This window comes from Gemmatimonadales bacterium (assembly GCA_041390145.1).
Lineage (GTDB): Bacteria > Gemmatimonadota > Gemmatimonadetes > Gemmatimonadales > GWC2-71-9 > SPDF01.
This window is the reverse complement of sequence record JAWKQM010000009.1, coordinates 132776-158188: the sequence shown is the minus strand read 5'-3', so window position 1 is coordinate 158188 and position 25413 is coordinate 132776. Positions and strand designations below refer to the sequence as shown.

Here is a 25413-nt window from a genome sequence, read left to right as displayed (position 1 = left end):
ACTGGTGAGCGTCTCCTCGGGCGATGGCGTGGCACTGGTGCCCACGCGCTGCCAGGAGCTGCACGCCATCATTGGCAGAAGGAGGAGAAGCAGACTGTCGCGGAACCGGAGCACGAGGCCCCCTTCGATGACGGGCGGGAATTCAGGGCGTGCGGCGCACGCGAAGGGTATCCTCTGCGCCGAAGCATGGTCAAGCGCGGGCCGGTCTGCTGCTTGCCGGTCCCGCCGGCGGCGAGTACCTTCCCTCCATCTCATGACGCCAGACGAACTCATTGGCCGCACGGTAGCCGGCCACCGCCTCATAAAGCATGTCGGCGAAGGTGGCACGGCTTTGGTGTACAAGGCCGAGCACCCCGAGCGTGGCCCGACGGCCATCAAGGTGCTTCGCCCCCGGCTTGGGCAGGACCCCATCGCGGTCAAGCGCTTCCTGCGTGAGGCCGAATTCGGTGTGCGCGTGGTCCATCCGAACGTGGTCCGCACCTGGGAATACGGCGAGGAGAACGGCGCCTACTTCCTCGCGCTGGAATGGGCGGAAGGGGAGGCCCTCGAGCTCTTTGCCGCCCGGTCCGGCCCGCTGGCGCCGATGGTGGTGGCCCAGATCGTTGAGCAGGTTGGCGCGGCGCTGACCGCCGCCCACACCGCCGGGATCATCCACCGCGACCTGAAGCCCGCCAATATCATGTACGATCCCGCCACCCAGACCGCCAAGCTGCTGGACTTCGGGATTGCCCGCGACGCGGAACTCCCCCAGGAGGAGCGGCTCACCCGCGCCGGCTTCTTCGTTGGGACCCTGCAGTATGTCGCCCCGGAGGCGTTGTCCGGCGAGCTGGTGGGCGAGCAGGCCGACGTCTACAGCCTGGCCACGATTGCCTACTACCTCCTGACCGGCGAACTCCCCTTCCCGGGCAAGTCGCCGCGGGAGCTCTTCCAGCAGCTGCTGACCCAGACGCCCCGCCCGCTCAGCGAGGTGGCCAAGAACGCCAAGTTCGGTCCCGACCTCGAGGCCGCGCTGATGGCGGGACTGGAGCGGGACCTCAAAAAGCGTCCGGCCACGGTCAAGCAGTTCGCCACGCGATTCTGCGCGGCGGCCCGCGCCGAGCCGGAAAAGAAGAAGGGCTTCCTCTCCGGGTTGTTCGGCAAGGATTGACCGTGGACGAGCACGCCGCTCTCCTGCAGCTCCTCCACCACCGCTCGATCCGCCACGGCGACTTCACGCTCGCCTCGGGCGCCCATTCCACCTACTACATCGACGCCCGCCCGACCACGATGTCCGCCGAGGGGCTGTACCTCATCGGCCGGCTCGGCGTCGCGGCCCTGCGCGCGCGGGGATGGTCGCCCGCAGCGGTGGGGGGGCTCACCATGGGTGCCGATCCCGTCGCGTATGCCGTGGCGCTCGCCAGCCGGGAGGCGCCGCCGGTCGTCGACGCCTTCAGCGTCCGCAAGGAGGCGAAGGGGCATGGCACGAAGCGCCGGGTCGAGGGGAACTTCCGCGCCGGCGACCGGGTGGTGGTCGTGGAGGACGTCATCACCTCGGGGGGCTCCGCGATCCAGGCCATCGCCGCGGTGGAAGAGGCGGGCGGCATCGTGCTTGGCGTGCTGGCCGTCGTCGACCGCGAACAGGGCGGCGCCGCCGCGCTCACGGAGCGGGGCCACGCGGTGGCGGTGCTGACGACCGCGACAGAACTGGGGCTGCGGTAGGGGAAGCGACGGCGGCGTCGGCTCCCTCGGAGCGTCGTCGCCATGACCGACCGAAACAGCACGACCCTCCGGGATGCGCCTGGAGGGTCGTCGTTGTTTGGGGACAGGGGTGCGTCAGGGCGCGGCGGCCAGGTGCCGGTTGATGATCGGCACGAAATTGTTGGCGGGGTGCGCGCCCTCGAGCGACACGCCGTTGATCACGAACGCCGGAGTGCCGGTGAACCCGAAGGCCTGCCCTTCGGCGATGTCGGCGGCCACCCGCGCGCGCACCGCGTCACTCTGCTGGTCGCGCAGTGCACGTGGAACGTCCGCGCCGACTCGCCCCGCCGCCTCCACCACGAACTGCTGTCCCCGCTTCTCGAGCTGTTCCTGCTCGGCGTACATCAGCTCATAGAACTTGAAGGCCGGCGCGGCTCCCTGCAGCGCCAGCGCCTCGAACATCAGCGCGGCCGGCATCGCGTTCGGATGCATTTCGAGCGGGGTCTGCTTGACGACCAGGCGAACCTTGCCCTGATACTGCTCGAGCAGCTGATGCATCACCGCCACCGACTCGCGGCAGTAGGGACACTCGAAGTCGGTGTACTCGACGATGGTGACTGGCGCCGACGGACTGCCGAGCGATACGCGGTCGCTCAAATCGGGCTGTTTCGGGTTCTGGAATTCCGCATCGATCCTGGCGGCCGCGGCCTGCTGCTGCGCGGCCTGCGACGCCTGGAAGGCGGCGTTGAGGGCCTGCATGAACTCGGTGGGGTGCGCCCGGATGGCCCCGACGAGCACTTCGGGATGCGCGCTCAGCGTGCGCTGCAGCGCCTCGGGGGAGGGGTCCCGCGAGCAGGCGGTCGTGCCCAGCAGGGCCAGCACGGCGGTCAGGCGACGAAGCAACACGGGCACACTCGCGGTTAGGGAAGCCGCCCCAAGCTAGAGCCGAGCTGCCGTTCACCGCAACGGGCCGGTCACGCAGGAGGAGGGGCCTGACCCGCCAAACAGTGTCCGCTGTCCCAGCTCCCTGTTTCCAGGGGATGGAAGACGGGCCAGACGCCTCCGTAGGGCACGACCATGAGGTCGAGAAACCGTGCAAGCGCAGTGGGAAAGGGGAACCGGCGCCGGAATTCGAGGCTCGTGATGCCGAGCATGGCCCGGATGTGCCTGCCGAAGCTCTGCGGCGAGGAGTACTCCATCCGGTAGGCCACGTCGGCAATCGATCGCCCCGGCGCCTCGAGGAGGTGCGCGGCGTGGAGGAGCCGCACGCTGGCGAGATACCCCTTGGGTGAAGGCAGCCCCGCCCTGGCAAAGCGGGACATGAGGGTGCTGGGGCGTACTTCGCAGGCGCGGCAGAGGGCGCGGACGGTGGTGAGGTCCGGGGCCAGACGGACCAGCATCTCAAAGAAGAAGCGCAGGTCCGCCGGTGCATCGCCCAATGCGTGGATCAGCGGCCCCTGGATCCGGGCGGCAGCCCGGGTCACCGGCGCGGCCATGAGCTGCCGAAGGCGCTGCCAGCCCGAGGGGCCCGTAATGTCGACCACCTGCCGCAGGCCGGTGGCTCCGAGCTGAAGGAGCGTTTCGCTGGCGGAGGCGTCGTGTGTCGAGACGAGCGCCACGGTGGGGATGCCGGGGAAGTCGTGGACCAGGCGGCGGACGTCTCGGACCTCCGTGCTGGGACAGCGGTGGACCGAGAGGAGGATGCCATCCACCGGCCGCTCCCGGACGGCGCGGACGGCCTCCGGCACCGAGTCACGGTGCAGGAGGGTGAAACACCCCTGGCCGGCGGCCTCCACCTTGGCCCGTTCGGCGGGGAGGAGGACGGCGGCGATGGTCGGCGGCCCCTCCGGCATCTGGACAAGTGAATCAGGCACGGGCTGGCTCCGTAGTGGTGTGGTGGGGGGCACGCTAGGCGTCTCCCCTCAACAGCAGTCCAACCGGAATAGGGGCGGCGGGGCCGGCCGGGCAACCATTCTCGTGCGGCAGGCATCCCACCCAATACATCTCCCTGTCTGGAAGGGGGCCGGTGTGTATTTTGAAGAGCCCATCGGCGGTGCGGCCCCACCGCCAGTCACGGACGATTCCCCTCACACGTGGAGCCCGCGGGTGACCAAACCCCAGGCAGGCCCCGGACTCGCTGAGCGCCTGCAGGCCGCGCTCGGATCCCAGTACGTCCTGGGTCCGGAGCTTGGTCGCGGCGGCATGGGCGTCGTCTTCCTTGCCCGCGACGTGACGCTGGCTCGCGACGTGGCGGTCAAGGCGGTCCACCCCGAACTGGCCATCCACTCGTCCATCGCCGAGCGGTTCCTCGCCGAGGCGCGCATGATTGCGCGGCTCCGGCACCCGAACATCGTCACCGTCTACACCGCCGGCGAAGCCGACGACATCCTCTATTTCGTGATGGACCGCGTCCCGGGCGAATCGCTGCGGGAGCGGCTGAACCGCGAGGGGAAGCTGCCCCCCGAAGAGGCACGCCGCATCACGATGGACATCGCCGCCGCCATCGACGCGGCCGCCAGCGCCGGGCTGGTGCACCGCGACGTGAAGCCGGAGAACATTCTCCTGGAGGCGGGGAGCGGTCGGGCGCTGCTGGCGGACTTCGGCATCGCGCGCGCGCTGGCGGCCGAGCCGGCGGGAGCGGACGGACCGGTCACGGGGCAGGGGATGGTGGTCGGCACCCCGAACTACATGAGCCCGGAGCAGGCGGCCGGCGAAGAGGTCGACTCCCGGAGCGACCTCTACTCACTCGGCGTCGTGGCGTACGAGATGGTGGCGGGGCATCCCCCCTTTGTCGGACCGAACCGGGTCGTGGTCTCGAAGCACATCTCCGAGCAGCCGACGACGCTCACCCGGATCCGCCCCGACTGCCCTGCCGACCTCGGCGCCGGCATCATGCGGGCGCTGGCCAAGGCGCCGGGGGAGCGGTTCCAGTCGGGGTCGGAGTTCCGCGCGGCCCTCGGCGGTACGCCGACGCCGGTCCCCCTCTTCGGGCGACGGCGCCGCCGGCGGGCGCTCGTGGCCGGCGCCCTCCTGGCCGCGGTGGCAATCGTCGCGACGGTGGTGGCCCGCCGCCCCGCTGGCCCGCCGGACGGGGTCAATCCGCGGCTCTCGGTGCTGGTGCTGCCGTTCGACAACCTGCGCGACGATCAGAGCATCGAATGGCTGCGCAACGGCAGCGTCAACATGCTGGCGCTCAACATGTCGCAGTGGAAGGACATGACGGTGGTGGATCACGAGCGGGTCCACGACCTGCTCGCACGGCACGGCCTCAACACGGATAGCGACATCGGGCTCGACATGGCCCGCAAGCTCGCTCGCGAGGCAGGGGTCTGGACGGTGGTGCTGGGCGACTACCAGGACGTCGGCGACTCGCTTCACCTCACCGCCCGGGTGTACGACGTGGCCACCGGGACGCGCGAGGATGTCGCGGAAGTCAGCGCGCCAGCCTCCGACGATCCACGTCCGGAATTCGACCGGCTCGCGCTGCGCCTTCTGGACATCTCCGGCGCGCCCGGGGAGACGTGGACCGACCTCGCCTCGGTCACCACGCCGTCCATCGAGGCGTACCGCTCCTACCTCAGCGGGCTGGAACGCCTGACGCGGTGGGAACTCGCCGCCGCACAGCGGAATTTCGAACGGGCGGTCCAGGTCGACACCACCTTTGGGCTGGCCTACTACAAGCTGGCGCTGACCCGTGGCTGGCTGGTCGGCACGGCCGACTCGACGGGCCAGGTGGCCATCGACCGTGCGGTGCTCTATTCGCAGAAGCTCCCGGCCCACGACCGTGCGGTCATCGCCGCGTACCGGTTCTTCGTGCTCGGCCAGAACGCCGCGTCACGCAACATCTACCAGCAACTGCTCGCCAAGAATCCGCGCGACGCCGACGCCTGGTACGGGCTGGGCGACGCCTGGTTCCACGACGAGAAGTCCCGGCTGGCGACCCGTTTCACCGAGTCCCTCCGCGCCTTTCGACGGACGCTGGCGCTGGCGCCCGACTACGCCCTGGCCTACGAACACATCCAGTTCGCGCTGAACCTGGCGAGCGGACCGGGGACGCCTGTCCTGCTGGTGACCCCCGATTCGTTCGTGCCGGCCCCGGGCGCCGACAGCGGCACCCGCGTGGCGGCGTTGACACGGGCGCGCCTGGCGGGACTGGAGTCCGCGCGGGCGTGGAGCACCGCGCAGCCGGGCACCGGGCGTGCACACCTGGCAATGGTGGACGCGTTCCTGGCGAACCAGCAGTACCCCGACGCCCTGGCCGAGGTCGCGCGGTTCCGCTCGGCGGATCCGACCAACCCGGAGATGCCGTTTCTCCAGGCGCGGGTCCGCTTCGTCGGCGGGGATGGTCCGCGCGCGGCGGCGGAGCTGAAGTCGGCGCTGGCCACCATTACACCGGGCGATTTCGCCGGCGCCGAGGACGCACCGACCCTCATGACCGACGTCCTGGGGGGCGCCAATATCTTCGCGTATTACGGCGACCTCTCGAGCGCAGCCCGGGTCATCGAACTGGTCGACGAGATTCGCACCGACGTCTTGCCCGCTTCGATGCCGCAGTCGATGAAGGGAAGCGACTGGAACCGGATGATGCTCTCCAGCCTGTACGGATCGGTGACGGTGCCCGAGGCGAAGCTCCTCCGGCTCTGGGATGCGGCCGCGGAGGAGGCGCGCAGCGTGCCGGCCGAGAAGCGGAAGGACGCCCTGTACAGCGGTCAAAACGCGGCGCTGGGGTTGCTCGTCGGTCCGGCGGGAAATCCGCGCCCCGTCGAAGAGTACGATGCGATCAGCGGACACGCGCCGCCCCCCGAGGTCGCGGCGATCCTGGCCCTCATGAAGGGCGACACCGTGGCCGCCCGCGCCGCCCTGGCGACGCCGGACAGTGCCCGCGACATGTATCCGGGGTGGCTGCCGGTCTACGCGCAGGCCCAGTTCCAGCTCGGCGACTACGCCGGCACCGTGAAGACGCTGCAGCATTTCGAACCCGAGTACTTCAACACCCGCGGATTTGACTCCCGCTGGGCGTCGGTCGGGCGGATGCGACTGCTGCGGGGAGCGGCATACGAGAAGTTGGGCCGCCAGGCGGAGGCGGCCGAGCAGTATCAACTGGTGCTGGATCAGTGGAAGTCGGCGGACCCGGCGCTGGAGGAGTTCGTCCAGGCCGCGGCGGCTGGGCTGGCCCGGGTCCAGGGGCGCGGATGAGCCCCGCGGGGGCCGGCCCCCACGGCTATATTCCGGGCGGGGCAGGCTCGATGGTCGCGGGTGCTTCGGCATCCGAGGAAAGTCCGAGCTCCACAGGGCAGACTGCCAGGTAACGCCTGGGCGCCGCAAGGCGACGGACAGGGCAACAGAAAGCAAACCGCCCGAGGACGCGCAAGCGTCGGAGGGTAAGGGTGAAAGGGTGGGGTAAGAGCCCACCGCGTCGCTGGCAACAGCGATGGCACGGCAACCCCCAGTCGGAGCAAGGCCAAATAAGCGGCGAGGTGCGGCCCGCACCGACCCCACCGGCAACGGTGAGCCGCGGGTAGGCTGCTCGAGGCGGTCGGCGACGACCGTCCCAGACAGATGACCATCCCCTGGCGACAGGGTACAGAACTCGGCTTATGGCCCGCCCCGCGCCGCCCCGGCCCCCGCCGGGGCGGCGTTCGTTATAGATTCTTCCCAGCGAGAGTCGGCCCGCGCCCAGCGGTCCGGGGCTCACGCGTTCGCCCCTACTCCGAGGATCCCATGTTCGTACGACTGTTGTCCACCGCGGCCCTGGCCGGCGGATTGATCGGTACCCCGGTGCAGTCGGACCCCACCGCCGCGGTGACGACACTGCACTACAAGATCGGCATCGTCGCCCAGTCAACCCTCGACCTGTCGGCGATGGGCGCCGGCGAGCAGAAGAACACCGCCGGCTTCTCCGGCTACTTCACGATGACGCTCAAGGACACCACCGGCGGCAAGGCGCTGACCATGGTGCTCGACAGCATGGCTGTCGACAGCGCCACGCAGGGGCAGGCCATTCTGCAGGCGGCCGCCGATTCTTCGAAGGGCTCGACGTGGAAGGGTCTGCTCACCGAGAAGGGGAAGATCGACAACCTCGTCTTCGTGCAGGGCGGCCCCGGCGCGCAGCAGTTTGAGGCGGTGCTGGCCGGCTTCTTCCCGCGCGGCGCGGCGCACACCAAGAAGAAGGGCGACGTCTGGACCGACACCCTGTCGTACACCTCGACCTCCGACGCCGGCTCCACCAGCATCAAGATGGAGACGACCTTCACGGCGGCGGGCGAGGGGATGTACAACAACACCAAGGCGCTGACCATCAACACCACCAGCGTCACCTCGTCGGTCGGGAGCCAGAGCGGCCCCGGCGGCGACATGCAGTTGGAAGGCGCTGGCACGGGCGTGGGAACGTACTACGTGACGAAAGAAGGCACATACCTGGGCGGGACGAACACCCTCGACTCCGATATCGTGATCACCACGAGCCAGGCGCCGATGCCGATTCCGCTCAAGGCGCACACCGTCATCACGATCGGCTCCTTCTAAGTCGCGCGCGTTGCGCTAGCCCGCGCATGTGGCGCACCGCCGTGCGCTGGACCGCCATCGCCGGGGGAGTGTTCCTCCTCTGGTTGATGGCGGTTTGGCCGCCCCCGCTCTGGTACCGGACGCATTGGCCGGCGCAGACGGCATTCATGTCGATGCGTGGCGACGCAGTCGCCGGCGGGCCAGCGGGGCAGGGGGGCAGCGGGGCCGGGAAAGCGCGGAGTCGCGGCTTCCCCGAGCAGCCCACCTACCGGCCGGTTCCACTGGATTCCATTTCCGTCTGGCTGCCGCGGGCCGCGATGATCGGGGAGGACAACCGCTTCCTCGAGCACCACGGCATTGACTACCTCGCCATCCTCGAGGCACTGGGCTACCGTCGCGCAGATTTCGCCTGGAGCGACCCGAAGGACCGGGCCGAGCTCTGGTATACCCTGGGCTCCCTTTGGAGCCGACGGGCCAAGCTGCGCGGCGCCAGCACCATCACGCAGCAGCTCGCCAAGAACCTCTACCTGTCGCCGGACCGAAACCCCCTGCGGAAGCTGAAGGAGGGGGTGACGGCCTACAGACTGGAGGCGGCGCTCAGCAAGCGGCGCCTCATGGAGTTGTATCTCAACGTGGCGGAATTCGGGCCCAACATCTGGGGCGCCGAGGCCGCCAGCCAGTTCTATTTCGACCGGCCTGCCAGCCGGATGACACCGGCCCAGGCGGCCTCGCTGGCAGGATCGCTGCCCTTTCCCCTCTCCTCGAATCCGGCCTATCGGACGGGGCGGATGCGCTGGCGGCGGGACCTGATTCTGCGGCGGATGCGGGGCGAGGTGGTGGCGATTCCACAGGAAGCGGACGAGGAGACGGTCCCGCCACCGCCGGTAATCGAGGAGATGGTGGTGCCGGATAGCATTTAGGCGGGGCTGGAAAATCGAATGGCGAGCAGAAATGGCAAGGGGCAACCTCACAGAGGGTGCCCCTTGTGCTGTTACCGCCCAGCGGCCCTGCCGCCCCGCCTAATCAACCAGCCGCAGCGGCATCACCAGGGTCATGTAGCTGGCCGGGTCGTCCCAGCCCACCGGCTCGCAGGTGGCGGCGCGCTCGGGGGCCTTGAAGGTCATCCGCACCTCGTCGGTCGGGATGAACTTCAGGATCTCGAGGAGGTACGTGGCGTTGAAGCCGATTTCGAGCGGTTCTCCCTCGTAGGTGACCGTCAGCTCGTCCTGGGCCTCGCCGAGGTCGGGGGTCTGGACCGAGAGCTTGCAGCCGCCGCTCGAGAACGCCATCCGGATGCGGTGGGTCTGGTCGCTGGCCACGGTGCTCATCCGCCGCAGGGCTGCGGCCAGGGCCGCCTTGTCGGCGGTGGCCACCTTGTCGTTTTCCTTCGGGATGACCTGCTCGTAGTTCGGGTACGGGCCCTCGATGAGGCGGGTGTAGACCTGCGTCGTGGCCGACCGGAAGCCGAGGTGGTTGTCGCTGCGGGCCATTTCGACGCTGTCGTCGGCGCCGAAGAGGCGACGGATCTGGTCGAGGGCCTTGGGCGGCACGATCAGGTCTGCCTGAGTCTTGCCTCCCGAAACCGGGACATCCATGCGCGCCAGCCGATGGCCGTTGGTGGCCACCATGCGCATCTTGTCCGGACGGAGCTCCCAGAGCACGCCGTTCAGGATCGGGCGGCTCTCCTCGGTGCTGGCCGCAAACGCCACGTGGCCAATGAGCTTATGCAGCTCCTTGGCCGCCACCGTCCATCCGCCGTCGAAGCTGACGGTCGGGAAGGCGGGGAACTCTTCACGTGGCAATCCCAGCAGCTTGAACTTCGACTTGCCGCACTCCAGGCTGACTCGCTGCTCTCCGGAGGCGGTAAACCGGATGCTGGCGCTGGGGAGTTCCCGGACAATCTCCACCAGCTTCCGGGCTGGCAGGGTGATGGCGCCTTCCTGGTCGACACTGGCCGCCACGGTCGTGCTGACAGCAATGTCGAGATCGGTCCCCGAAATTCGGAGGCCGTCCTTGGTGGCTTCGAGCAGGATATTGGCCAGCACCGGGAGGGTGGTCTTGGCGGGAACGCTGGCCGCCACGGCCACGAGACCTTCCTGGAACTGTTCGCGTGTAATCGTGAACTTCATACCGTCCCCACCGTGCAAGTAGTACTAGTACTTCTATAGATATATATGACTAGTAGTAGTAGTAGAGGGTGTGGAGATGTGGGTGACCGCCCCAACTCACCGTCGAACAACACCCTGGACCACTTTGGCTCTGTCGGAAGCGTGTGGAGCAACTGGAAAGCTCCGCCGATTTCGAGTGCGAATGTCGATTCCACACTTAACCACATTCGCCGAGCCGACTATTGTGCGAACAACTCCTGCCGGGCGAGGTCAACTCGCTCTCGGAACGCACGATCCCGCGCCATCTGACGTTCAACCTTGTCCACACTGTGAATCACGGTGCTGTGGTCGCGGCCACCGAACGCCTGGCCAATTTCGACCAGCTGCATCTGGAGAACTTCGCGCGCCAGGTACATCGCGATCTGCCGCGGCACCGTCAGTGTCTGGATGCGCGCCTTGGAGCGCAGTCCCTCAGGAGTGACGCCCCACCGTCGCGACACAATTTCCTGCACCCGGTCCACGGAGGGGAGCGGCCGGGGTGTCACACTGGCAGCCTCTTCGCTGGCCTTGATCTTGTCGGCCAGGGACTCGCGCGCCAGCTCGATGGTGATTTCCCGGTGCTTCAGCGAGGCGAAGAGCAGCAGCTTGATGATACACCCTTCGAGCTCCCGGACGTTGGACCGGACGTGCTCGGCGATGAACCGGAGCACATCGTCCGGGATGGTCATCTCGAGATGGTCCTGCTCCTGCTTCTTCTGCAGGATGGCAATCCGGTGCTCGAGGTCGGGAAGACCGCTGTCAGCCACCATGCCCCACTCGAACCGGCTCACCAGCCGTGCTTCGAGGCCGGGGAGCTCCTTGGGGGGCCGGTCGGAGGTCACGACGATCTGCTTGCCGGCCTCGTAGAGGGCGTTGAAGGTATGGAAGAACTCCTCCTGGGTGCGCTCCTTGCCCTCCAGGAAGTGCACGTCGTCCACCAGCAGGAGGTCCACGTCGCTCCGGTACCGGCGCTTCAGCTCCGGCGTGGTGCGGCTGTGGATGCTCTCGATGACCTCGTTGATGAACTGCTCGGCGCCCACGAAGAGGACCCGGGTCTCGGGGGCCCGCTGCACGACGGCGTGGGCAATGGCCTGCATCAGGTGGGTCTTGCCCAGCCCGGTGGCGCCATAGATGAAGAGCGGATTGTAGGTCTTGCCCGGCGCCTCGGCCACGGCATGTGCGGCGGCGGCCGCCAGCTCGTTCGACTTCCCGATGACGAAGGTATCGAAGGTGTAGCGCTCGTTGAGCGGCTGGGTGTTCCGGATGGCAGCCGCTGCGGCCGGCTCGCTGGCAGGCGGCGCCACGAAGAAGTCCATCTGGGGCCGCTGCTGCCGCTCCTCCTGGACACGGAAGACGATCCTGGTGGCCTGCCCGAGGAGCGGCTCCGCCAGCTTCGAAAGCACACCGGCATGCTTGGTCTCGTTCCACTCGACGGCAAACTGGTCCGGCGCACCGATCACGAGCTCCGATCCGTCCAGGGCTATTGCCGAGGTCGGCTCCAGCCAGGTGCGGATTGCGTGTTCGGGAAGCTCACGGCGCGCATCTTCGAGAATGCGTTTCCAGGCTTCTTTGGCGGACAGCGGCATCGAGACTCGTGAACCCGGTGGGAGAAATGGCTTGGGGGGACGATTCTACGAGCCCAGTGTGGAAAAGTCAACGTAGCGGAAAATGTGGGTTGCGTTACACGCACTTGACAGCGCTGGAATCCATGTTCATGAACTTCGGAACCAGAGGGAAGCGAGCGAGTTGCGTGTGCGTGTCCACATGGGCGGGGACGCGGGAACGCGGGAATGCGGGAAGGATGAATCGATATTGCCGATGCCGCCCGACGCATCGAATCGGCGCCAGGGTCGCATCAAAGTGGGCTGATGACGACGCCTGAAAAGGCATCCCCCGGCTCGGTTGGACGGACCGGGGCGGGCATGTGCCCCGATGCCCATGGCGATCCCGTGCGTCGGCGGACCCACCGGGGTGGGCTCACGTCTGGGTGGGCTCACGCCGGGGTGGGCTCACGCCCACCCCTGGCACATGAACCCACCACTTCGTGCCGGATGCTTGGATCTCTCCAGACGGTCAATTCCACGAGAATCGTGGTTGACGGATCCTGGTGTACCACACAGCTTCGGCCCCGCTGCCCCGCTGCCCCGCTGCCCCGCTGCCCCGCTGCCCCGCTGCCCCGCTGCCCCGCTGCCCCGCTGCCTCCCCCTCCTTGACCTTTCCACACCCAGAGATTACGTTTTCGGGCTCATTAAGTCTCACTATAGGATAGAGTTATGAAGCCTACGTACAGGCCGAGAAACAAGCGGCGTATCAGCAAGCACGGCTTTCGCGCGCGCATGGCGACCCGTTGGGGTCGTGCGATTCTTTCGCGGCGTCGGAAAAAGGGTCGGAAGTCGCTGGTTGTCAGCCTTCCGTCGAAGCACGGGGGCTCCTGACGTCTAGTGAGCGATTTTCGCGGGCCAGTCGGCTCGCGAAATCGTCGGACATCCGCCGTCTGCTCAACACAGGCCGCCGGATGCGCACGGGACATTTGGAGTTTCTCTGGTCGGATAATGTGGCGGGCCTTCCCCGGATGGGACTCATCGTCCCGAAGTACCAGTCCACGGGGGTGGCCCGCAATCGTTTGCGCCGGCGCCTGAAGGAGCTGTGGCGTCGGGAGGTGCAGGGGTCCACGCCTCCGGTGGATTTGCTGGTGCGAGCCCGGCGCGAGGCCTACGCGGCCACGTTCGCGGCGTTGCGCTCCGAAGTCCACGCCTGGCGCGAGACCGTCGCCGGGAGTCCCGATGCGGCTCCGTGATGTTCCCCGCCGGATCGTCATGCTGCCGATCCGCGGCTACCAGAAGTTCATCAGCCCCGCCCTCCCGCCGAGCTGCCGGTTCTCGCCAAGCTGCTCGCAGTACACGCTGGAGGCGGTGTCCAAATACGGCGCCCTCAAGGGCATCTGGCTCGGTCTTCGGCGCCTCATTCGCTGTCACCCGTTCAATCCCGGCGGGTACGACCCGGTACCCTGACAGGGTGACCTGACCATGGATCGTCGATTTATCTGGGCGATGGCACTCATGACCCTCATCGTCATGGCCCCCGCTCTCCTCAACAAGAAGCCCCCGGTTCCGGTGACGGACGGCCCCGACTCGGTCGCCACGGCTCTGTCCGCTCCCGAGACGACCACCGCCGTCCCGATGGCACCGGCTCCAGTGCCGTCGTCCTCGCCGTCGATGGTGCCCAGCGCCACCGACGCGGCTCCCGAAGACACCATCCTGATTCACACCCCGCTTGCCAACTACGGGATTTCCACCCGTGGCGGCCGGCTGGTGCGAGCGGAGCTCGAGCGCTACGCCGACCAGGCGCCTGGAATGAAGGGTACGCGTGCCAATCTGATCCCCGCGGGCTCGGAAGTGATGGGGCTGCGGCTGGTCGTGGGCTCGGACACGCTGCGGCTGGACGACTGGAACTTCGCGACGTCGGCGACCAGCATGTCCACCGATGCCCCCCACACGATCGAACTCACGTCGACGCAGGGCGATGTCACGGTCACCCTGGCCTACACCTTCCTTCCCGACGAGTACCAGGTCGGCGTGGTGGGCTCGATCACCGGTGTGGGGCCGAACGGCGGGTTGCTCCTGGTGGGGATGGGCCCGGGGCTCGCCAACACCGAGGCCAACCTGTCCGAGAACGAACGGGCCATGGGATTCGTGACGAAGGCCCAGAGCACCAAGTTCAAGGCGTTCCAGTCGCTCGACACCGCCGAGGTCGCGACGGTGAGCGGCCCGTTCGAATGGGTGGCGGTGAAGTCGAAGTATTTCGTGACGGCCCTGCTCGCCTTTGAGCCGGGTGCCGCGCCGATTGGCGGGATGACGGTCCGCCCGCTGCCGCTGCCGGGACAGAAGAAGGCGTACCAGGCGGCTACCTGGGCCAGCATGCCGGTGACGTCCAACGGTGAATTCCGGTACCAGCTCTATGCCGGCCCGATGGAGTACAGCCGACTGGCCAAGGTCGGGCACGATTTCGACGACGTGAACCCCTACGGCTGGCCCGGCTTCCGGACCGTCATCCGGCCGGTGGCGGTGGGGGTCCGTTGGATGCTGGTGTGGATGCACGAGAACCTGCACCTGGCGTACGGCATGGTGCTGGTGCTGTTCGGCATCCTGGTGCGGCTCATCCTCTGGCCGCTCAACCAGAAGGCGATGCGGTCGACGATGGCCATGCAGGCCATCCAGCCCGAGCTGAAGGCCATCCAGGACAAGTACAAGGAAGATCCCGCCAAGCTGCAGCAGGAGATGTTCAAGCTCTACAAAGAGCATGGCGTCAACCCGCTGGGCGGTTGCTGGCCGATGCTGTTGCCGATGCCGGTGCTGCTGGCGCTCTTCTTCGTTTTCCAGAACACGATCGAACTGCGGGGGCAATCGTTCCTCTGGCTGCCCGACCTCTCGCGGCCGGACCCGCTGTACATCATCCCCCTGATCATGGGGCTCTCGATGTTCGGGCTGACCAAGATGGGCCAGCGCGGCGTCCCGCCGAATCCGCAGATGAAGATGATGATGTACGTAATGCCGGTGATGATGACGGTGCTCTTCCTGAATTTTGCGTCGGGGCTGAACCTGTACTACGCGGTCAGCAACATCGCGAGCATCCCGCAGCAGTGGCTGATCAGCGAGGAGCGGATGAAGCTGAACGCGCTGCGGAACGGCGGGGGAGAGAAGAAGCAGGACGCGCCAAAACAGCCGGCTTCGAAGAAGAAATAGCGTGGGGAGTCGGCGCCCCTCGCCCGGGACCGGCTCCTCCGGCACTGGAGTTCACGCCTGAGGGCTGGATCGCGCAGCGAGGCCACCGGTGAACTGACGTGCCTCCGGAGCCGGCCCGGGTTCGGAGGCTTGCACCTCCCCGCTTCCCCGCTTCCCCGCCTGAAGTACCTTCCTGACATGCTTTCCGACCCCATCGCCGCGCTTGCGACGCCGCCCGGCCGTTCCGCCCTGGCGGTGATACGACTATCGGGGCGGGGTGCGCTCGACATCGCGGCCAAGGTGGTGCCAACCTTCACCGCCGAGCCACCGAGGACGGCCCATCTGGCCAATTTTGTCGATGGTGACGGGATGCTGATCGATCGGGGTCTCTACACTGTCTTTCCGGGACCCCACAGCTATACCGGCGAGGATCTCGTCGAGTTCTCCTGTCACGGCGGGTTCGTGGTTCCGGTCCGGCTGGTCGCTGCTCTCCTCGCGGCCGGCGCCCGCCCGGCACTGCCCGGCGAGTTCACCAGGCGCGCGGTGCTCCACGGCCGGATGGATCTGCTACAGGCGGAGGCGGTCGGCGACCTGATCGATGCCACCGCCACGGCGCAGGCGCGCGCCGCGTTGCATCAGATCGATGGCGGCCTCTCACGCCGGCTCGCCGCACTCCGTACCGCGCTTCTCGACGTCGAGGCACTCCTCGGCTACGACATCGACTTCCCCGAGGAGGACGATGGGCCCGTTGCGCCGGCCCGAATCGCCGAGCGGATGACGGAACTGCAGGCGCAGGTGGCGCGGCTCCTCGCAACCGCCCCTGCCGGGGAACGGCTCCGTGCCGGCGCGCTGGTCGTGCTGGCCGGCCCGCCGAACGTCGGCAAATCCTCGCTCTTCAACGCGCTGCTGGGCGCCGACCGCGCGATCGTCACCGCCACCCCGGGCACCACGCGCGATGCCATTGAGGCCGCCACCGAGTTCCTCGGCTGGCCCATTCGATTGGTCGATACCGCCGGCCTCCGGGAGTCGGAGGACGAGGCGGAGCAGTTGGGCGTCGGCTTCAGTCGCCGGTATGTGGAGGGGGCGGAGGTCGTCGTCCTCTGCGAGGACGGGCAGGGCCGGGGGGCAGCGGGGCCGGACAACAGCGGGGCCGCCGGGCAGCGGGGCGGTTTGGCCGGACCGCCCGTGACGAGTGGACGAACGTTGTGTGTCTGGACGAAGGCTGATCTCGCTACGGCCCCGCTGCCCCGCTGCCCCGCTGCCCCGCCCATCCTCACCTCCGCCGTCACCGGCGAGGGCCTCGATGCGCTCAAGGCCGCCGTTGTACGCACCGCATTTGGCGAGCACGCGACCCTGACCGACCTGGAGCCTGGGCTGACCAGGGAACGCCACCGGATTGCCCTCACGCGGGCCCAGGGTGCGCTGCAGGAGGCGATGCCGCATCTCCTGGCCCGCGGGGACGCTGTGCTGGCCGCCCATCACCTGCGCGAGGCGGCGCGGGCGCTCGAGGAGTTGATCGGCGTGGTGGATGTAGATGAGGTGCTGGATCGGGTGTTTCGGAGTTTCTGCGTCGGGAAATGACTCACGCGACGACGCATCGGTCAGTAGACATCCGCTGCGGTCCACCAGCGGCTCTCAGGAAATCGCGTCCGTAGCTCCTCCCAGTACTCCCTGAGGAAATCCAGGTCCTTCCGATCCCGCTGATAGGCCGCGACTCCAGCCCAGTAGACGGCTTCGGGGGTGACGGGAGCGGGTGGCTCAAGATCGGCCACCGAGCGAAACGCCTCGAACGCTCCCGCCGGATCGCGGTGGAGCAACCGCACCTTGCCGAGCGCCACCGTCAGTTCTGCCAGGAACTCCCTCGGCGCCTGGTATCCCAGGAAGCGCCGCAATTCGTCGCCGCGCTGGTCGAACACCACGAAGCCGGGAGCCCAGAGGTGCCGGTAGCCGCGCACGGCGGCGCGCGCCTCCGGGCTCTTGTCGGCCACGCTTACCTTGACGCACTCGAAGTGGCTGGAGAGAAAGGACTCGGTCTGGTCGGATGGATACGTCACGGCATCCATTTTCTTGCAGCCCAGTCACCCAGGCGACCAGGTGCAGAGCAGAATCGGGCGACCGGACGATTGCGCCACCGCTTTGGCGGTGTCGAGGTCAGCGTGCCAGGCAGGCATCGTGGCTCCTGTGGATGGGTCAGCTGGCCGGTGTGGCCTGCTTGTGCTCGTTGTGGGTCCCGTCGCAAAACGGCGGTGTCTTGGAGTGGCCGCATCCGCAGAGCTTCAGGATGCCCGGATGCTTCTCGGCCGGGCGCGGTATGGCGTTGCCGTCGCGATCCTGCAGGACGACGTCTCCCTCGATGGAGATACTGCCCGAGGGCTTGATGGTGACGGTGACGGGCTTGGGTGTGGGAGTCATGAACAAAAGGAATCATGGTGGAGAGCGGAATGAAAGGCGGAGGCTGACCCTTCGACCGATCGACTCCCCCGGCACTGGAGTTCATACTCGCCGAAGAGACCCAGCAGAGAGGCAGCCCGTGAACTGACGTGCCTCCGGAGCCGCCCGGTCTCTGGCACTTCAGGCCGTGTCTGGTACCTTCGCGCCTCCTGCCTCCTGCCTCCTGCCTCCTGCCCGGCTGCTACGCTACCCCTCTTGCCGCCTCATCGGCCGCCTGCACGTCCTCCGCGGGCGCCCGCAGCGCGGCGGCGATGCCATGCTGGCGCACCAGAGCCTCCGTCATCCGGTGGCCGAGGTAGTACCCGCTCCGTTCAGGGATGACCTTGCCCTGGACCAGGCGGGCGGCGGGACTCATGCCGCCGGAGAGATACCGGAGCCGGAGCCCCAGCGCGGCGCGGTCGAGATCGGGCTCGGCGGCGCGGGTCAGGAAGGCCTCGAGCTCACGAAGCCGGCTGTACTGGCGCCGGGTGTATCCGAAATAGTCACTCAACCGAAAGCCGGGAGCGACGGCTTCGGCGGCACGCACCGCCAGGCCTTCGTTGACGAGGAGCTCACGCAAGGTGGCCCGCCGCCCCGTCTCCCAGTAGTCGTAGTACCCGCCTGAATCCGAGACCAGGCGCTTGAGATCGCTCCGGCTCGCGGGCGACGTGTAGCGCACCGTGTGCGCCATTTCGTGCCCGACCCAGAGGGGAATCAGGTCCGGGGTGAGGCCGAGGCCATACGTTTCGGGATTGGCGCGCCCGGTAAAATGCTCGAGGCAGATGAAGGCCACGCCGCGCCCGCCGACCACCAGTTCGCCGGCGTTGGCGCCGCCCATCCCGACCATCAGGTAGCAATCGGTCGGCCGGTCGATCTGCAATACCTCTTCGGCACGGGCGAGCGTCTCTTCGACGACGCGCACAACATCGACACCTGCGAGGAGGGCGTGCAAATCACTGCGGTCGGCGGCGAGGGCGTTGCGGACGACGATGTCGGCGGCGGGGGAGCCTGGTTCCAGTACGTAATTGCGCCAATAGGCGTTCAGGACGGCACTGTGGGATTCAAAATAGCGTTGCCAGGCGGCTTCGCGATCGTCGTCGGCAAGGACGGCGAGAAAATCGGGGACGAGATTAATCAGCACGCGCCAGAATAGGAAAATTTGGCGCGCGATGCAAGTGCCAACGACGGCGGAGAATTTTGAAGTGCGAAAGCGGGGAAGGAGTTTCGAACGAATGTCAAGCGGTCGCGCGCTAGTGCCGCTTCTTCTTCGAGACCTCGTCGAGGAACTTTCGCTCCGCTGGTGTGAGGCTCGCGATGCCCTGGCCGCTGATCTTGTCGAGGAGCCGGTCGGTTTCGACCGCGATTTCGTCGCGCTCCGGCTGTGCGCGGCGGCGGGGCCGCGGCACCGGGGTGTCGGAGCGCTCCGCCTCATGGGAACCCGACTGGACCATGACCGTCCGCTCGACTACCTGGGGCCGCGGGATGCGCGCGGGACCGGCGAGTCCCTGGATGCGGAAGAAGAGATACCCGAAGGCGGCGCCGCCGAGGTGGGCGATGTGGGCGACGCCGTCGCCGGGGTTCAGGAGCCCAAGCACGAGGTCGAGCACCAACAACGCGATGACGAGTGTGCGGGCGCGGATCGGCCAGGGGAGCGGGAAGACCATCAGCTCCGCATCCGGCCAGAACATGGCGTAGGCCACCGCGACGCCGAGCACCGCGGCGGACGCCCCGGCGATCGCCCCGGGCTGCAGCGCCGCCAAGCCGAGGGAAAAGAGGGCGCCGCCGAGACCGCAGTAGAGGTAGAAGAGGATGAAGGAGCGGCCGCCCATCCGTTCTTCGACCCGGGTGCCGAGGGAGTAGAGAATGAGCATGTTGAACGCGAGGTGCATCAGCCCCGCGTGCACAAACATGTAGCTGGCGAAGGTCCAGGGATGGGTCAGGGCGTAGGACAGTTCGGGGACGAACAGGAGCGACGGCTCGAGCGCGGGGAGGAGCGCCGTGAGGAGCAGCAACACGACCGCGTTGGCGATGATGAGTCGCCAGACCCAGGGTGTGGGACGCGGAAGGCCATACATGCTCATGTCACTCCGACGGGGTGGACCCCAGGATCCGCGCCGACCGACAGATCCGGTCGCAGAGTTCAGGAAATTCGATCCCCACCGCCCGGGCCGACTGCGGGAGCAGGCTCGTGGCGGTCATGCCGGGGAGGGTGTTCACCTCTAAACAGGAGAGCGAACCCTCCGGTGTCAAGCGGAAGTCCACCCGGCTGTACCCGCCGAGCTTGAGGGCCCGGTGGGCGGCCAGCGCCTGCTGCTGACAGTCCGCGGTCAGGGCCGGGGAGAGGTCGGCCGGGAAGATTTCCTCCGACATGCCCGGCGTGTACTTGCACTCATAGTCGAAAATCTCGTGCTGCGGGATGATCTCGCCCACCGCGAGGGCCTGGTCGTCCAGGACGCCGACGGTGAGTTCCCGGCCGGGCACGAAGGCCTCGATCATGACTTCGTCGTCGTACTTGGCGGCCAGCGCCACGGCGGGTTCCAGCTCCGAGGCCTTCCGCACCACGCTGAGCCCGACGGTCGAGCCCTGTTTCGAGGGCTTGACCACCACCGGCCAGCCGAACCGGCGCTGGACTTCGGTCAGCGAAATCGGTGCCATGGCCCAGTCGGCCGTGGCCACCCCCGCCGCCCTGAAGAGTCGCTTGGAAATGTCCTTGTCCATGGCGATGCCGCTCGCCATCGGTCCGCTGCCGGTGTAGGGCACGCCGATGATCTCGAGCAGCGCCTGAAGGGTGCCGTCTTCGCCGGTGCCGCCGTGGAGTGCGAGGAAGATGACCTCCGCGTGGCGGACCACGTGCAGGTCGCCGAGCCCCGACACGAGGAGCCCGCGCTCCAGGGAGCGCAGCTTTTCGATGGAGGGGGGCGCGACGCCGACCGTGCCGGCGAGTTCGCGCGCTTCGTCGGACTCGGGGATGTAGCCGCGCGCGGTGTCCACCACCGCCACCTCGTGCCCGCACTTGCGCAGCGCGGCCACGACCTGTACGGCCGACGCCAGCGCGACGTCGCGCTCGCTGCTTGTTCCACCAGTAAGGACGGTGACTTTCACGGACGGATCATCTCCCATTCGAGCGCGCGGCTCAAGCCGCGCCTCGGCTGATGTCGCTGAAGCGACGCGCAGTGCCTCCCGGCCCCGCGGCCCCGCTACTCCACTGCCCCACCGCCCCACCGCCCCACCGCCACCCCGACCCACCTCACCCCCTGTCCCCCTCTCCACAATGTGGAGAGGGGGGACGCCTATCTGGCTCCGATCATTTCGCGCAACACATCGTAGCGACTGACGATCCCGATCAGGGTCCCGTCCTGCTCCACCAGCGCGGCGGGGAGGTCACGGGTGAGCATCGGCGCCAGGCGGTCGGAGGCGAAGCTGGCGTCGACCACGGGAAGCGAGGCCTCCATCACTTCACGCACCGGCCGGTCGAGCAGCGCCGGCTGGCTCAGGGCGCGCGTCATGAGGGTGGCTTCGGTGAGGGTGCCGATGGAGCGCCCCTCCTCCAGCACGGGAATCTGGCTGACGCCCCAGGTGCTCATGAGCCCCAGCGCCTGCCGGACCTGCGCGGAGGGGGCCAGGCTTACCAGCGCGGGGTGGGATCCCTGCCGGCGCGCGAGCAGGTCGGCCACGGTGCTGTGCGACGCGTCGAGAAGCTGGTTCTCCTGCATCCACTCGTCGTTGAAGAGCTTGCTCAGGTACCGCTCGCCGGTGTCGCAGAGGATGGTGACGACGCAGGCCTCCGGGTCGTTCACCTCCCGCGCCACCTGGAGGGCCAGCGCCACGTTGAGCCCGGCGGAGCCGCCGACCAGCATCCCTTCCTCGCGCGCGAGGCGGCGTGCCATGGCCATCGCGTCGCGATCGCCCAGCTGGCGGAACTCGTCGATGAACTCGAAGAGAATGGTGGTCGGGATCTTGTCGCCGCCGATTCCCTCCACCTTGTACGGCGCGCCCTCGCCCATGGTCCGGTCGCGCGCCCAGTTGCTGTACTGCGAGCCGACGGGATCGCCGGCGATGACGCGAATCTTCGGGTTCTTCTCCTTGAGGAACTTGCCGGCGCCGCTCACCGTGCCGCCGGTCCCGGCACCCGCGATGAAGTGCGTCACCTTGCCCTTGGTCTGTTCCCAGATTTCAGGGCCGGTGGTGCGGTAGTGCGCCTCGGGATTGACGGGGTTGTAGAACTGGTTGGCGAGCACCGCGCCTGGCGTGTCCTTGACGATCTGCTTGGCCTTCATGACGTAGTTGTCGGGATGATCGGGCGGGACGGCGGTCGGGGTGATGACCACCTCCGCGCCATACGCCTTGAGCAGCCGGACCTTTTCCTGCGACATCTTGTCGGGCATCGTGAAGATGCAGCGATACCCCTTGAGGGCGGCAGCGACGGCGATGCCCACGCCGGTGTTGCCGCTGGTGCCCTCGACGATGGTCCCACCGGGCTTGAGTTCGCCGCGCTGTTCGGCGTCCTCGATGATGGCGAGGCCGATGCGGTCCTTGACCGATCCACCCGGGTTGGCGTACTCGGCCTTGCCGTACACGGGGGTGCGGACGCCGGCGCCGACCCGGCCGAGCCGGATGAGCGGAGTCCAGCCGATGGTGTCGAGGACGTTGTCGTAGGGAGTCTGATGGGGATGCGTCACGGCGTGGTTCCTCCAACACCGGGATGGCGGAAATAGATCGGTTGCAGGAACGAGGCGGCGACCGCTCGGCCGTCGTGCCGTGCGGGGGCAAACCGGAGGTTGGGCGCGGCGGCCACGGCGGCGGAATCGAGCGCCGGGAACCCGCTGGATTCCTGCACGCGCGTGGAGTCGTTCACCAGCACCCCGGCGGTGTCGGCATAGAGCCGGAGGATCACGGTGCCCTCGATGCCCTGGTCGAAGAGCGCCGGGGGGTACTCCACCGGCGTCTGGGCGTTCAGCGCCACCGGCGGGAGGTCGCGCGATTGATCGACAGGCGGGGGCGTGCCGTCGGGCAGCTTCATGATGCCGGTCTCGCCCTTGTCACAGGCGAGGGCGAGCAGCGCAACGGCCAGCACGGTGAGTCGATGCATCAACGCTCCAGGACTGAATCCACGAATACACAAGAACGCACGAAGAGAAAGACGCCACGAAGGTGGTCACCCCGGCGAAAGCCGGGGTCCAATTCTCGGCCGGCTCGGGTCGGTCCTCCGGGGAGGACAGTTCGCGAGCGGCTGGCAGGTTGGTAACATCGCGCAACCGCTCACTGACTCCCCTCCGGACCGAACCCTTCGCCAGCCTCTGGACAAGCGCTTGTTACCGGACGTCCCCGCTGCCGCCCCGCCCAGCCTTGCCCTGCAACTCCGCCAGCCGGTTCAACGCTTCCAGCGGCGTCATGTTCGACACGTCCATCGCCCTGAGCGCTTCAAGGGCGGGATGGGGCGCGGCCTCGACAAACAGCGGCAACTGAGTCGGGTCCGGCTCGGGCGGCGGTGGTCCCTTCACGACGCGGTGGGTTCCCTCCAGCGTGGTGAGCACCGCGCGAGCCCGGGCCACGACCGCGTCGGGGAGACCCGCGAGCTGGGCCACGTGCACGCCATACGACCGGTCGGTGCCGCCGGCTTCCAGGCGATGGAGGAATACTACCGTGTCTCCTGTCTCGCGCACGGCCACGTTGAGGTTGCGGGCGTGGGCCAGCCGCTCCGGCAGCTGCATCAGTTCATGATAGTGGGTCGCGAACATCGTCTTGCACCCGACCTGGTCGTGCAGGTGCTCGCTGACCGCCCAGGCAATGGCCACCCCGTCGTAGGTGCTGGTGCCGCGGCCGATCTCGTCGAGGAGGACCAGAGAGGCGCTCGTGGCGTTGTGGAGGATGGCGCTGGTCTCCGCCATCTCCACCATGAAGGTGCTTTGCCCCTGCGCCAGGTTGTCGCTGGCGCCCACCCGCGTGAAGAGCCGGTCCACGATCCCGATCTCGGCGGCGTCGGCGGGGACAAAGGCGCCCATCTGTGCCAGCACCACGCAGAGCCCGATCTGCCGGAGAATGGTGCTCTTGCCAGCCATGTTGGGGCCCGTGACCAGCAGCACCCGCTCCGATTCGGTGAAGCGCACGTCGTTGGGCATGAACGCCTCGCGCGGCATCATCCGTTCGATGACGGCGTGCCGGCTGGCGGTCAGCGACAGCCCGAAGCCGGAGGTCATGACCGGCCGAACGTAGCGTCCGTGCACCGCGCGCTCCGCGAGTCCCGACCAGACGTCGAGGCGGGCCAGGAGCTGTGCGGTGCGCTGGATCCGGGCGACGTCGCCCCCGACACGGTCGCGCAGCGCCGCCACGAGCTCCGCCTCGCGCGAACTCATCCGCTCTTCCGCGCTGAGCACCTTGCTCTCGTATTCCTTCAGCTCCGGAATGACGTACCGCTCGGCACCGGTGAGGGTCTGCCGCCGTTCGTAGTCGGCCGGGACCCGGCTGGTATGCGCGTGGGTGACTTCGAGGTAATAGCCGAAGACCTTGTTGTATCCGACCTTGAGAGACGGAATGCCGGTACGCTCCCGTTCCCGCTGCTGCAGTCCGGCAATGTACTGCTTCCCGCCGTCGCGCAGGTCGCGGCTCTCGTCGAGTTCCGCGTCGTATCCCCGCCGGATGGCGCCCCCTTCGGCGAGGGTGGCCGGCGGCCGCTCCTCGAGCGCGGCGGCAAGGAGCTGCCCGAGGTCGGCAAGGAGGTCGAACGCCGACTCGGCGGCAGCCAGGGCGGCGCTGTTGTCCCGGTGCGCGAGGCTCCGGAGGCTTTCGAGCACGTCGGGGAGGCGCAGGAAGGAATCGCGGAGGGCGCCGAGTTCGCGCGGCGTCGCCCGTCCGGCGGCGGCGCGTCCGGCCAGCCGCTCGATGTCGCGCACCCCCTCGAGCGCCTCGCGGAGCCGGGAGCGGCCACGGGTGTCGTCCACCAGCACCGTGACGGCGTCGAGCCGCTCCTCGATGCGGTCCAGGTCGGAGAGCGGGTTGAGCAGCCAGGCGCGGAGGAGGCGGGCCCCCATCGGGGTGACCGTCGCGTCGATGGTCTCGAGGAGGGTGACGCCACGCGCTCCGGCGCGGAGCGGCTCCACCAGTTCGAGATTGCGGCGGGTCATCTCGTCGATCCAGAGGTGCCCCTCGGAACGGCGCACGGTCGGGCGGGCAAGATGTTTGAGGCCGCCGGGCTGAAGCTCGGAGAGGTAGCGGAGCAACGCTCCTGCGGCGCCGATGGCGGGATCGTCGGCGGGGCCGAGGCCGAGCCCGTCGAGCGAGGCGAGGTTGAAGCGTCGGGCAATTTCCTCGCGGGCCAGCGCGGGATCAAACTCCCACCGCTCCCGCGCCGTGCGCATCACGCTGTCGTCGAGCTCCAGTTCGGCATCGGCCGGACTGGCCACCTCGGCCGGCGCCAGGCGGCTCAACGCTTCACTCAACCCATCGGCAGGCATCGTCTCGAGAATGAATTCTCCCGTGGACAGATCCACTGCCGCGAGCCCGACAATGTCCGCGGCTGACGCCGCGGCTCGGCCCGCGACCCCGCCGACGGCGACGAGATAGTTGTTCCTCGCGCCTGCGAGCCATCCTTCCTCCAGCAGCGCGCCGGGGGTGATCGTCTCGATCACCTCTCGCTTGACGATGCCTTTGGCCTGCTTGGGGTCTTCCACCTGTTCGCAGATGGCCACGCGGAGTCCGGCACCCACGAGTTGCCGCAGGTATTCCGCGGCCGCCTTCACCGGCACGCCGGCGAGGGGGATCCCGTCGCCGCGGCTGGTCAGGGTGATGCTGAGCAGCTTCGCGGCGCGCTCGGCATCGTCAAAGAACATCTCGTAGAAGTCGCCCATGCGAAAGAACAGGATCGCGTCCTGGTGCCGCGATTTGATTTCGCGGTACTGCAGCATGAGCGGAGAGTTCAGCGGATCGGCGGCCACGGG

22 protein-coding genes and 1 other RNA gene are annotated in these 25413 nt (G+C 68.0%); 11 read left to right on the top strand and 12 right to left on the bottom strand.

The window, feature by feature from the left end; translation table 11 throughout:
* The first annotated feature begins 253 nt into the window (after positions 1–253).
* Both R2910_09670 and pyrE read left to right on the top strand, forming a co-directional pair.
* A complete protein-coding gene (locus R2910_09670; GenBank protein ID MEZ4413238.1) occupies positions 254–1147 on the top strand; it encodes a serine/threonine-protein kinase in 894 nt (297 codons plus the stop codon).
* Positions 1148–1149: 2 nt separating this feature from the next.
* On the top strand, positions 1150–1698 hold the full coding sequence (gene pyrE, locus R2910_09665) for an orotate phosphoribosyltransferase (protein ID MEZ4413237.1): 549 nt from the start codon (positions 1150–1152) through the stop codon (positions 1696–1698).
* A 114-nt stretch (positions 1699–1812) separates the two neighbouring features.
* Here pyrE and R2910_09660 read toward each other — a convergent pair whose 3' ends face one another.
* Positions 1813–2583, bottom strand: a complete 771-nt coding sequence (locus R2910_09660; GenBank protein ID MEZ4413236.1) for a thioredoxin domain-containing protein — start codon at positions 2581–2583, stop codon at positions 1813–1815.
* Between the two features lie 68 nt (positions 2584–2651).
* Positions 2652–3551 carry a helix-turn-helix domain-containing protein gene (locus R2910_09655; protein ID MEZ4413235.1) on the bottom strand — a complete coding sequence of 300 codons (900 nt, stop codon included), beginning with the start codon at positions 3549–3551 and terminating at the stop codon, positions 2652–2654.
* Positions 3552–3783: 232 nt separating this feature from the next.
* Here R2910_09655 and R2910_09650 point away from each other — a divergent pair, with 232 nt between their 5' ends.
* From R2910_09650 to R2910_09635, 4 genes are all read left to right on the top strand, one after another.
* Positions 3784–6873, top strand: a complete 3090-nt coding sequence (locus R2910_09650) for a protein kinase (protein ID MEZ4413234.1) — start codon at positions 3784–3786, stop codon at positions 6871–6873.
* Positions 6874–6911: 38 nt separating this feature from the next.
* Positions 6912–7290, top strand: an RNA gene (rnpB, locus tag R2910_09645) — RNase P RNA component class A.
* A gap of 108 nt (positions 7291–7398) precedes the next feature.
* Entirely contained in the window at positions 7399–8202 is an 804-nt protein-coding gene (locus R2910_09640; GenBank protein ID MEZ4413233.1) for a hypothetical protein, read from the top strand.
* 26 nt (positions 8203–8228) lie between these two features.
* Entirely contained in the window at positions 8229–9101 is an 873-nt protein-coding gene (locus R2910_09635) for a biosynthetic peptidoglycan transglycosylase (GenBank protein MEZ4413232.1), read from the top strand.
* A 99-nt stretch (positions 9102–9200) separates the two neighbouring features.
* Here R2910_09635 and dnaN read toward each other — a convergent pair whose 3' ends face one another.
* Positions 9201–10310 (bottom strand): DNA polymerase III subunit beta, encoded by a 1110-nt coding sequence (dnaN, locus tag R2910_09630; protein ID MEZ4413231.1) that lies wholly within the window; start codon positions 10308–10310, stop codon positions 9201–9203.
* Between the two features lie 218 nt (positions 10311–10528).
* Positions 10529–11914 (bottom strand): chromosomal replication initiator protein DnaA, encoded by a 1386-nt coding sequence (gene dnaA, locus R2910_09625; protein MEZ4413230.1) that lies wholly within the window; start codon positions 11912–11914, stop codon positions 10529–10531.
* Between the two features lie 687 nt (positions 11915–12601).
* Here dnaA and rpmH point away from each other — a divergent pair.
* The 5 genes from rpmH to mnmE all read left to right on the top strand — a co-directional run bounded on the left by rpmH (position 12602) and on the right by mnmE (position 16630).
* Positions 12602–12763, top strand: coding sequence for a 50S ribosomal protein L34 (rpmH, locus tag R2910_09620; protein MEZ4413229.1), 162 nt, complete (start codon positions 12602–12604; stop codon positions 12761–12763).
* A complete protein-coding gene (gene rnpA / locus R2910_09615; GenBank protein MEZ4413228.1) occupies positions 12760–13125 on the top strand; it encodes a ribonuclease P protein component in 366 nt (121 codons plus the stop codon). Before rpmH ends, rnpA begins: the two co-directional genes overlap by 4 nt.
* Positions 13112–13339, top strand: coding sequence for a membrane protein insertion efficiency factor YidD (gene yidD / locus R2910_09610; protein MEZ4413227.1), 228 nt, complete (start codon positions 13112–13114; stop codon positions 13337–13339). The genes rnpA and yidD overlap by 14 nt, the downstream gene beginning before the upstream one ends.
* Positions 13340–13354: 15 nt before the next feature.
* A complete protein-coding gene (gene yidC / locus R2910_09605; GenBank protein ID MEZ4413226.1) occupies positions 13355–15070 on the top strand; it encodes a membrane protein insertase YidC in 1716 nt (571 codons plus the stop codon).
* 177 nt (positions 15071–15247) lie between these two features.
* Positions 15248–16630, top strand: a complete 1383-nt coding sequence (gene mnmE, locus R2910_09600) for a tRNA uridine-5-carboxymethylaminomethyl(34) synthesis GTPase MnmE (protein ID MEZ4413225.1) — start codon at positions 15248–15250, stop codon at positions 16628–16630.
* A 20-nt stretch (positions 16631–16650) separates the two neighbouring features.
* Here mnmE and R2910_09595 read toward each other — a convergent pair whose 3' ends face one another.
* The 8 genes from R2910_09595 to mutS all read right to left on the bottom strand — a co-directional run bounded on the left by R2910_09595 (position 16651) and on the right by mutS (position 25410).
* On the bottom strand, positions 16651–17103 hold the full coding sequence (locus tag R2910_09595; protein ID MEZ4413224.1) for a hypothetical protein: 453 nt from the start codon (positions 17101–17103) through the stop codon (positions 16651–16653).
* Between the two features lie 136 nt (positions 17104–17239).
* The gene (locus tag R2910_09590) at positions 17240–17461 is read right to left on the bottom strand and encodes a CDGSH iron-sulfur domain-containing protein (protein MEZ4413223.1); all 222 of its coding nucleotides are present in this window, start codon (positions 17459–17461) and stop codon (positions 17240–17242) included.
* 220 nt (positions 17462–17681) lie between these two features.
* Positions 17682–18620, bottom strand: coding sequence for a DUF2268 domain-containing putative Zn-dependent protease (locus R2910_09585; protein ID MEZ4413222.1), 939 nt, complete (start codon positions 18618–18620; stop codon positions 17682–17684).
* Positions 18621–18729: 109 nt separating this feature from the next.
* The gene (locus R2910_09580) at positions 18730–19560 is read right to left on the bottom strand and encodes a rhomboid family intramembrane serine protease (protein MEZ4413221.1); all 831 of its coding nucleotides are present in this window, start codon (positions 19558–19560) and stop codon (positions 18730–18732) included.
* A gap of 1 nt (position 19561) precedes the next feature.
* Entirely contained in the window at positions 19562–20581 is a 1020-nt protein-coding gene (locus R2910_09575; GenBank protein ID MEZ4413220.1) for a D-alanine--D-alanine ligase, read from the bottom strand.
* 188 nt (positions 20582–20769) lie between these two features.
* The gene (locus R2910_09570) at positions 20770–22158 is read right to left on the bottom strand and encodes a pyridoxal-phosphate dependent enzyme (GenBank protein MEZ4413219.1); all 1389 of its coding nucleotides are present in this window, start codon (positions 22156–22158) and stop codon (positions 20770–20772) included.
* Positions 22155–22568, bottom strand: a complete 414-nt coding sequence (locus R2910_09565; GenBank protein MEZ4413218.1) for an energy transducer TonB — start codon at positions 22566–22568, stop codon at positions 22155–22157. The genes R2910_09570 and R2910_09565 overlap by 4 nt, the downstream gene beginning before the upstream one ends.
* 223 nt (positions 22569–22791) lie before the next feature.
* Positions 22792–25410: a DNA mismatch repair protein MutS gene (gene mutS / locus R2910_09560; GenBank protein ID MEZ4413217.1), complete on the bottom strand. Its 2619-nt coding sequence runs from the start codon at positions 25408–25410 to the stop codon at positions 22792–22794.
* Between the last annotated feature and the right edge of the window lie 3 nt (positions 25411–25413).

Excerpts from the sequence above, each read along its gene's own strand:
- R2910_09670 (MEZ4413238.1), top strand. The coding sequence starts at position 254 with ATGACGCCAGACGAACTCATTGGCCGCACGGTAGCCGGCCACCGCCTC.
- R2910_09640 (MEZ4413233.1), top strand. The coding sequence starts at position 7,399 with ATGTTCGTACGACTGTTGTCCACCGCGGCCCTGGCCGGCGGATTGATC.
- R2910_09635 (MEZ4413232.1), top strand. The coding sequence starts at position 8,229 with ATGTGGCGCACCGCCGTGCGCTGGACCGCCATCGCCGGGGGAGTGTTC.
- dnaN (MEZ4413231.1), bottom strand. The coding sequence starts at position 10,310 with ATGAAGTTCACGATTACACGCGAACAGTTCCAGGAAGGTCTCGTGGCC.
- dnaA (MEZ4413230.1), bottom strand. The coding sequence starts at position 11,914 with ATGCCGCTGTCCGCCAAAGAAGCCTGGAAACGCATTCTCGAAGATGCG.
- rpmH (MEZ4413229.1), top strand. The coding sequence starts at position 12,602 with ATGAAGCCTACGTACAGGCCGAGAAACAAGCGGCGTATCAGCAAGCAC.
- yidD (MEZ4413227.1), top strand. The coding sequence starts at position 13,112 with ATGCGGCTCCGTGATGTTCCCCGCCGGATCGTCATGCTGCCGATCCGC.
- yidC (MEZ4413226.1), top strand. The coding sequence starts at position 13,355 with ATGGATCGTCGATTTATCTGGGCGATGGCACTCATGACCCTCATCGTC.
- mnmE (MEZ4413225.1), top strand. The coding sequence starts at position 15,248 with ATGCTTTCCGACCCCATCGCCGCGCTTGCGACGCCGCCCGGCCGTTCC.
- R2910_09590 (MEZ4413223.1), bottom strand. The coding sequence starts at position 17,461 with ATGACTCCCACACCCAAGCCCGTCACCGTCACCATCAAGCCCTCGGGC.
- R2910_09580 (MEZ4413221.1), bottom strand. The coding sequence starts at position 19,560 with ATGAGCATGTATGGCCTTCCGCGTCCCACACCCTGGGTCTGGCGACTC.
- R2910_09565 (MEZ4413218.1), bottom strand. The coding sequence starts at position 22,568 with ATGCATCGACTCACCGTGCTGGCCGTTGCGCTGCTCGCCCTCGCCTGT.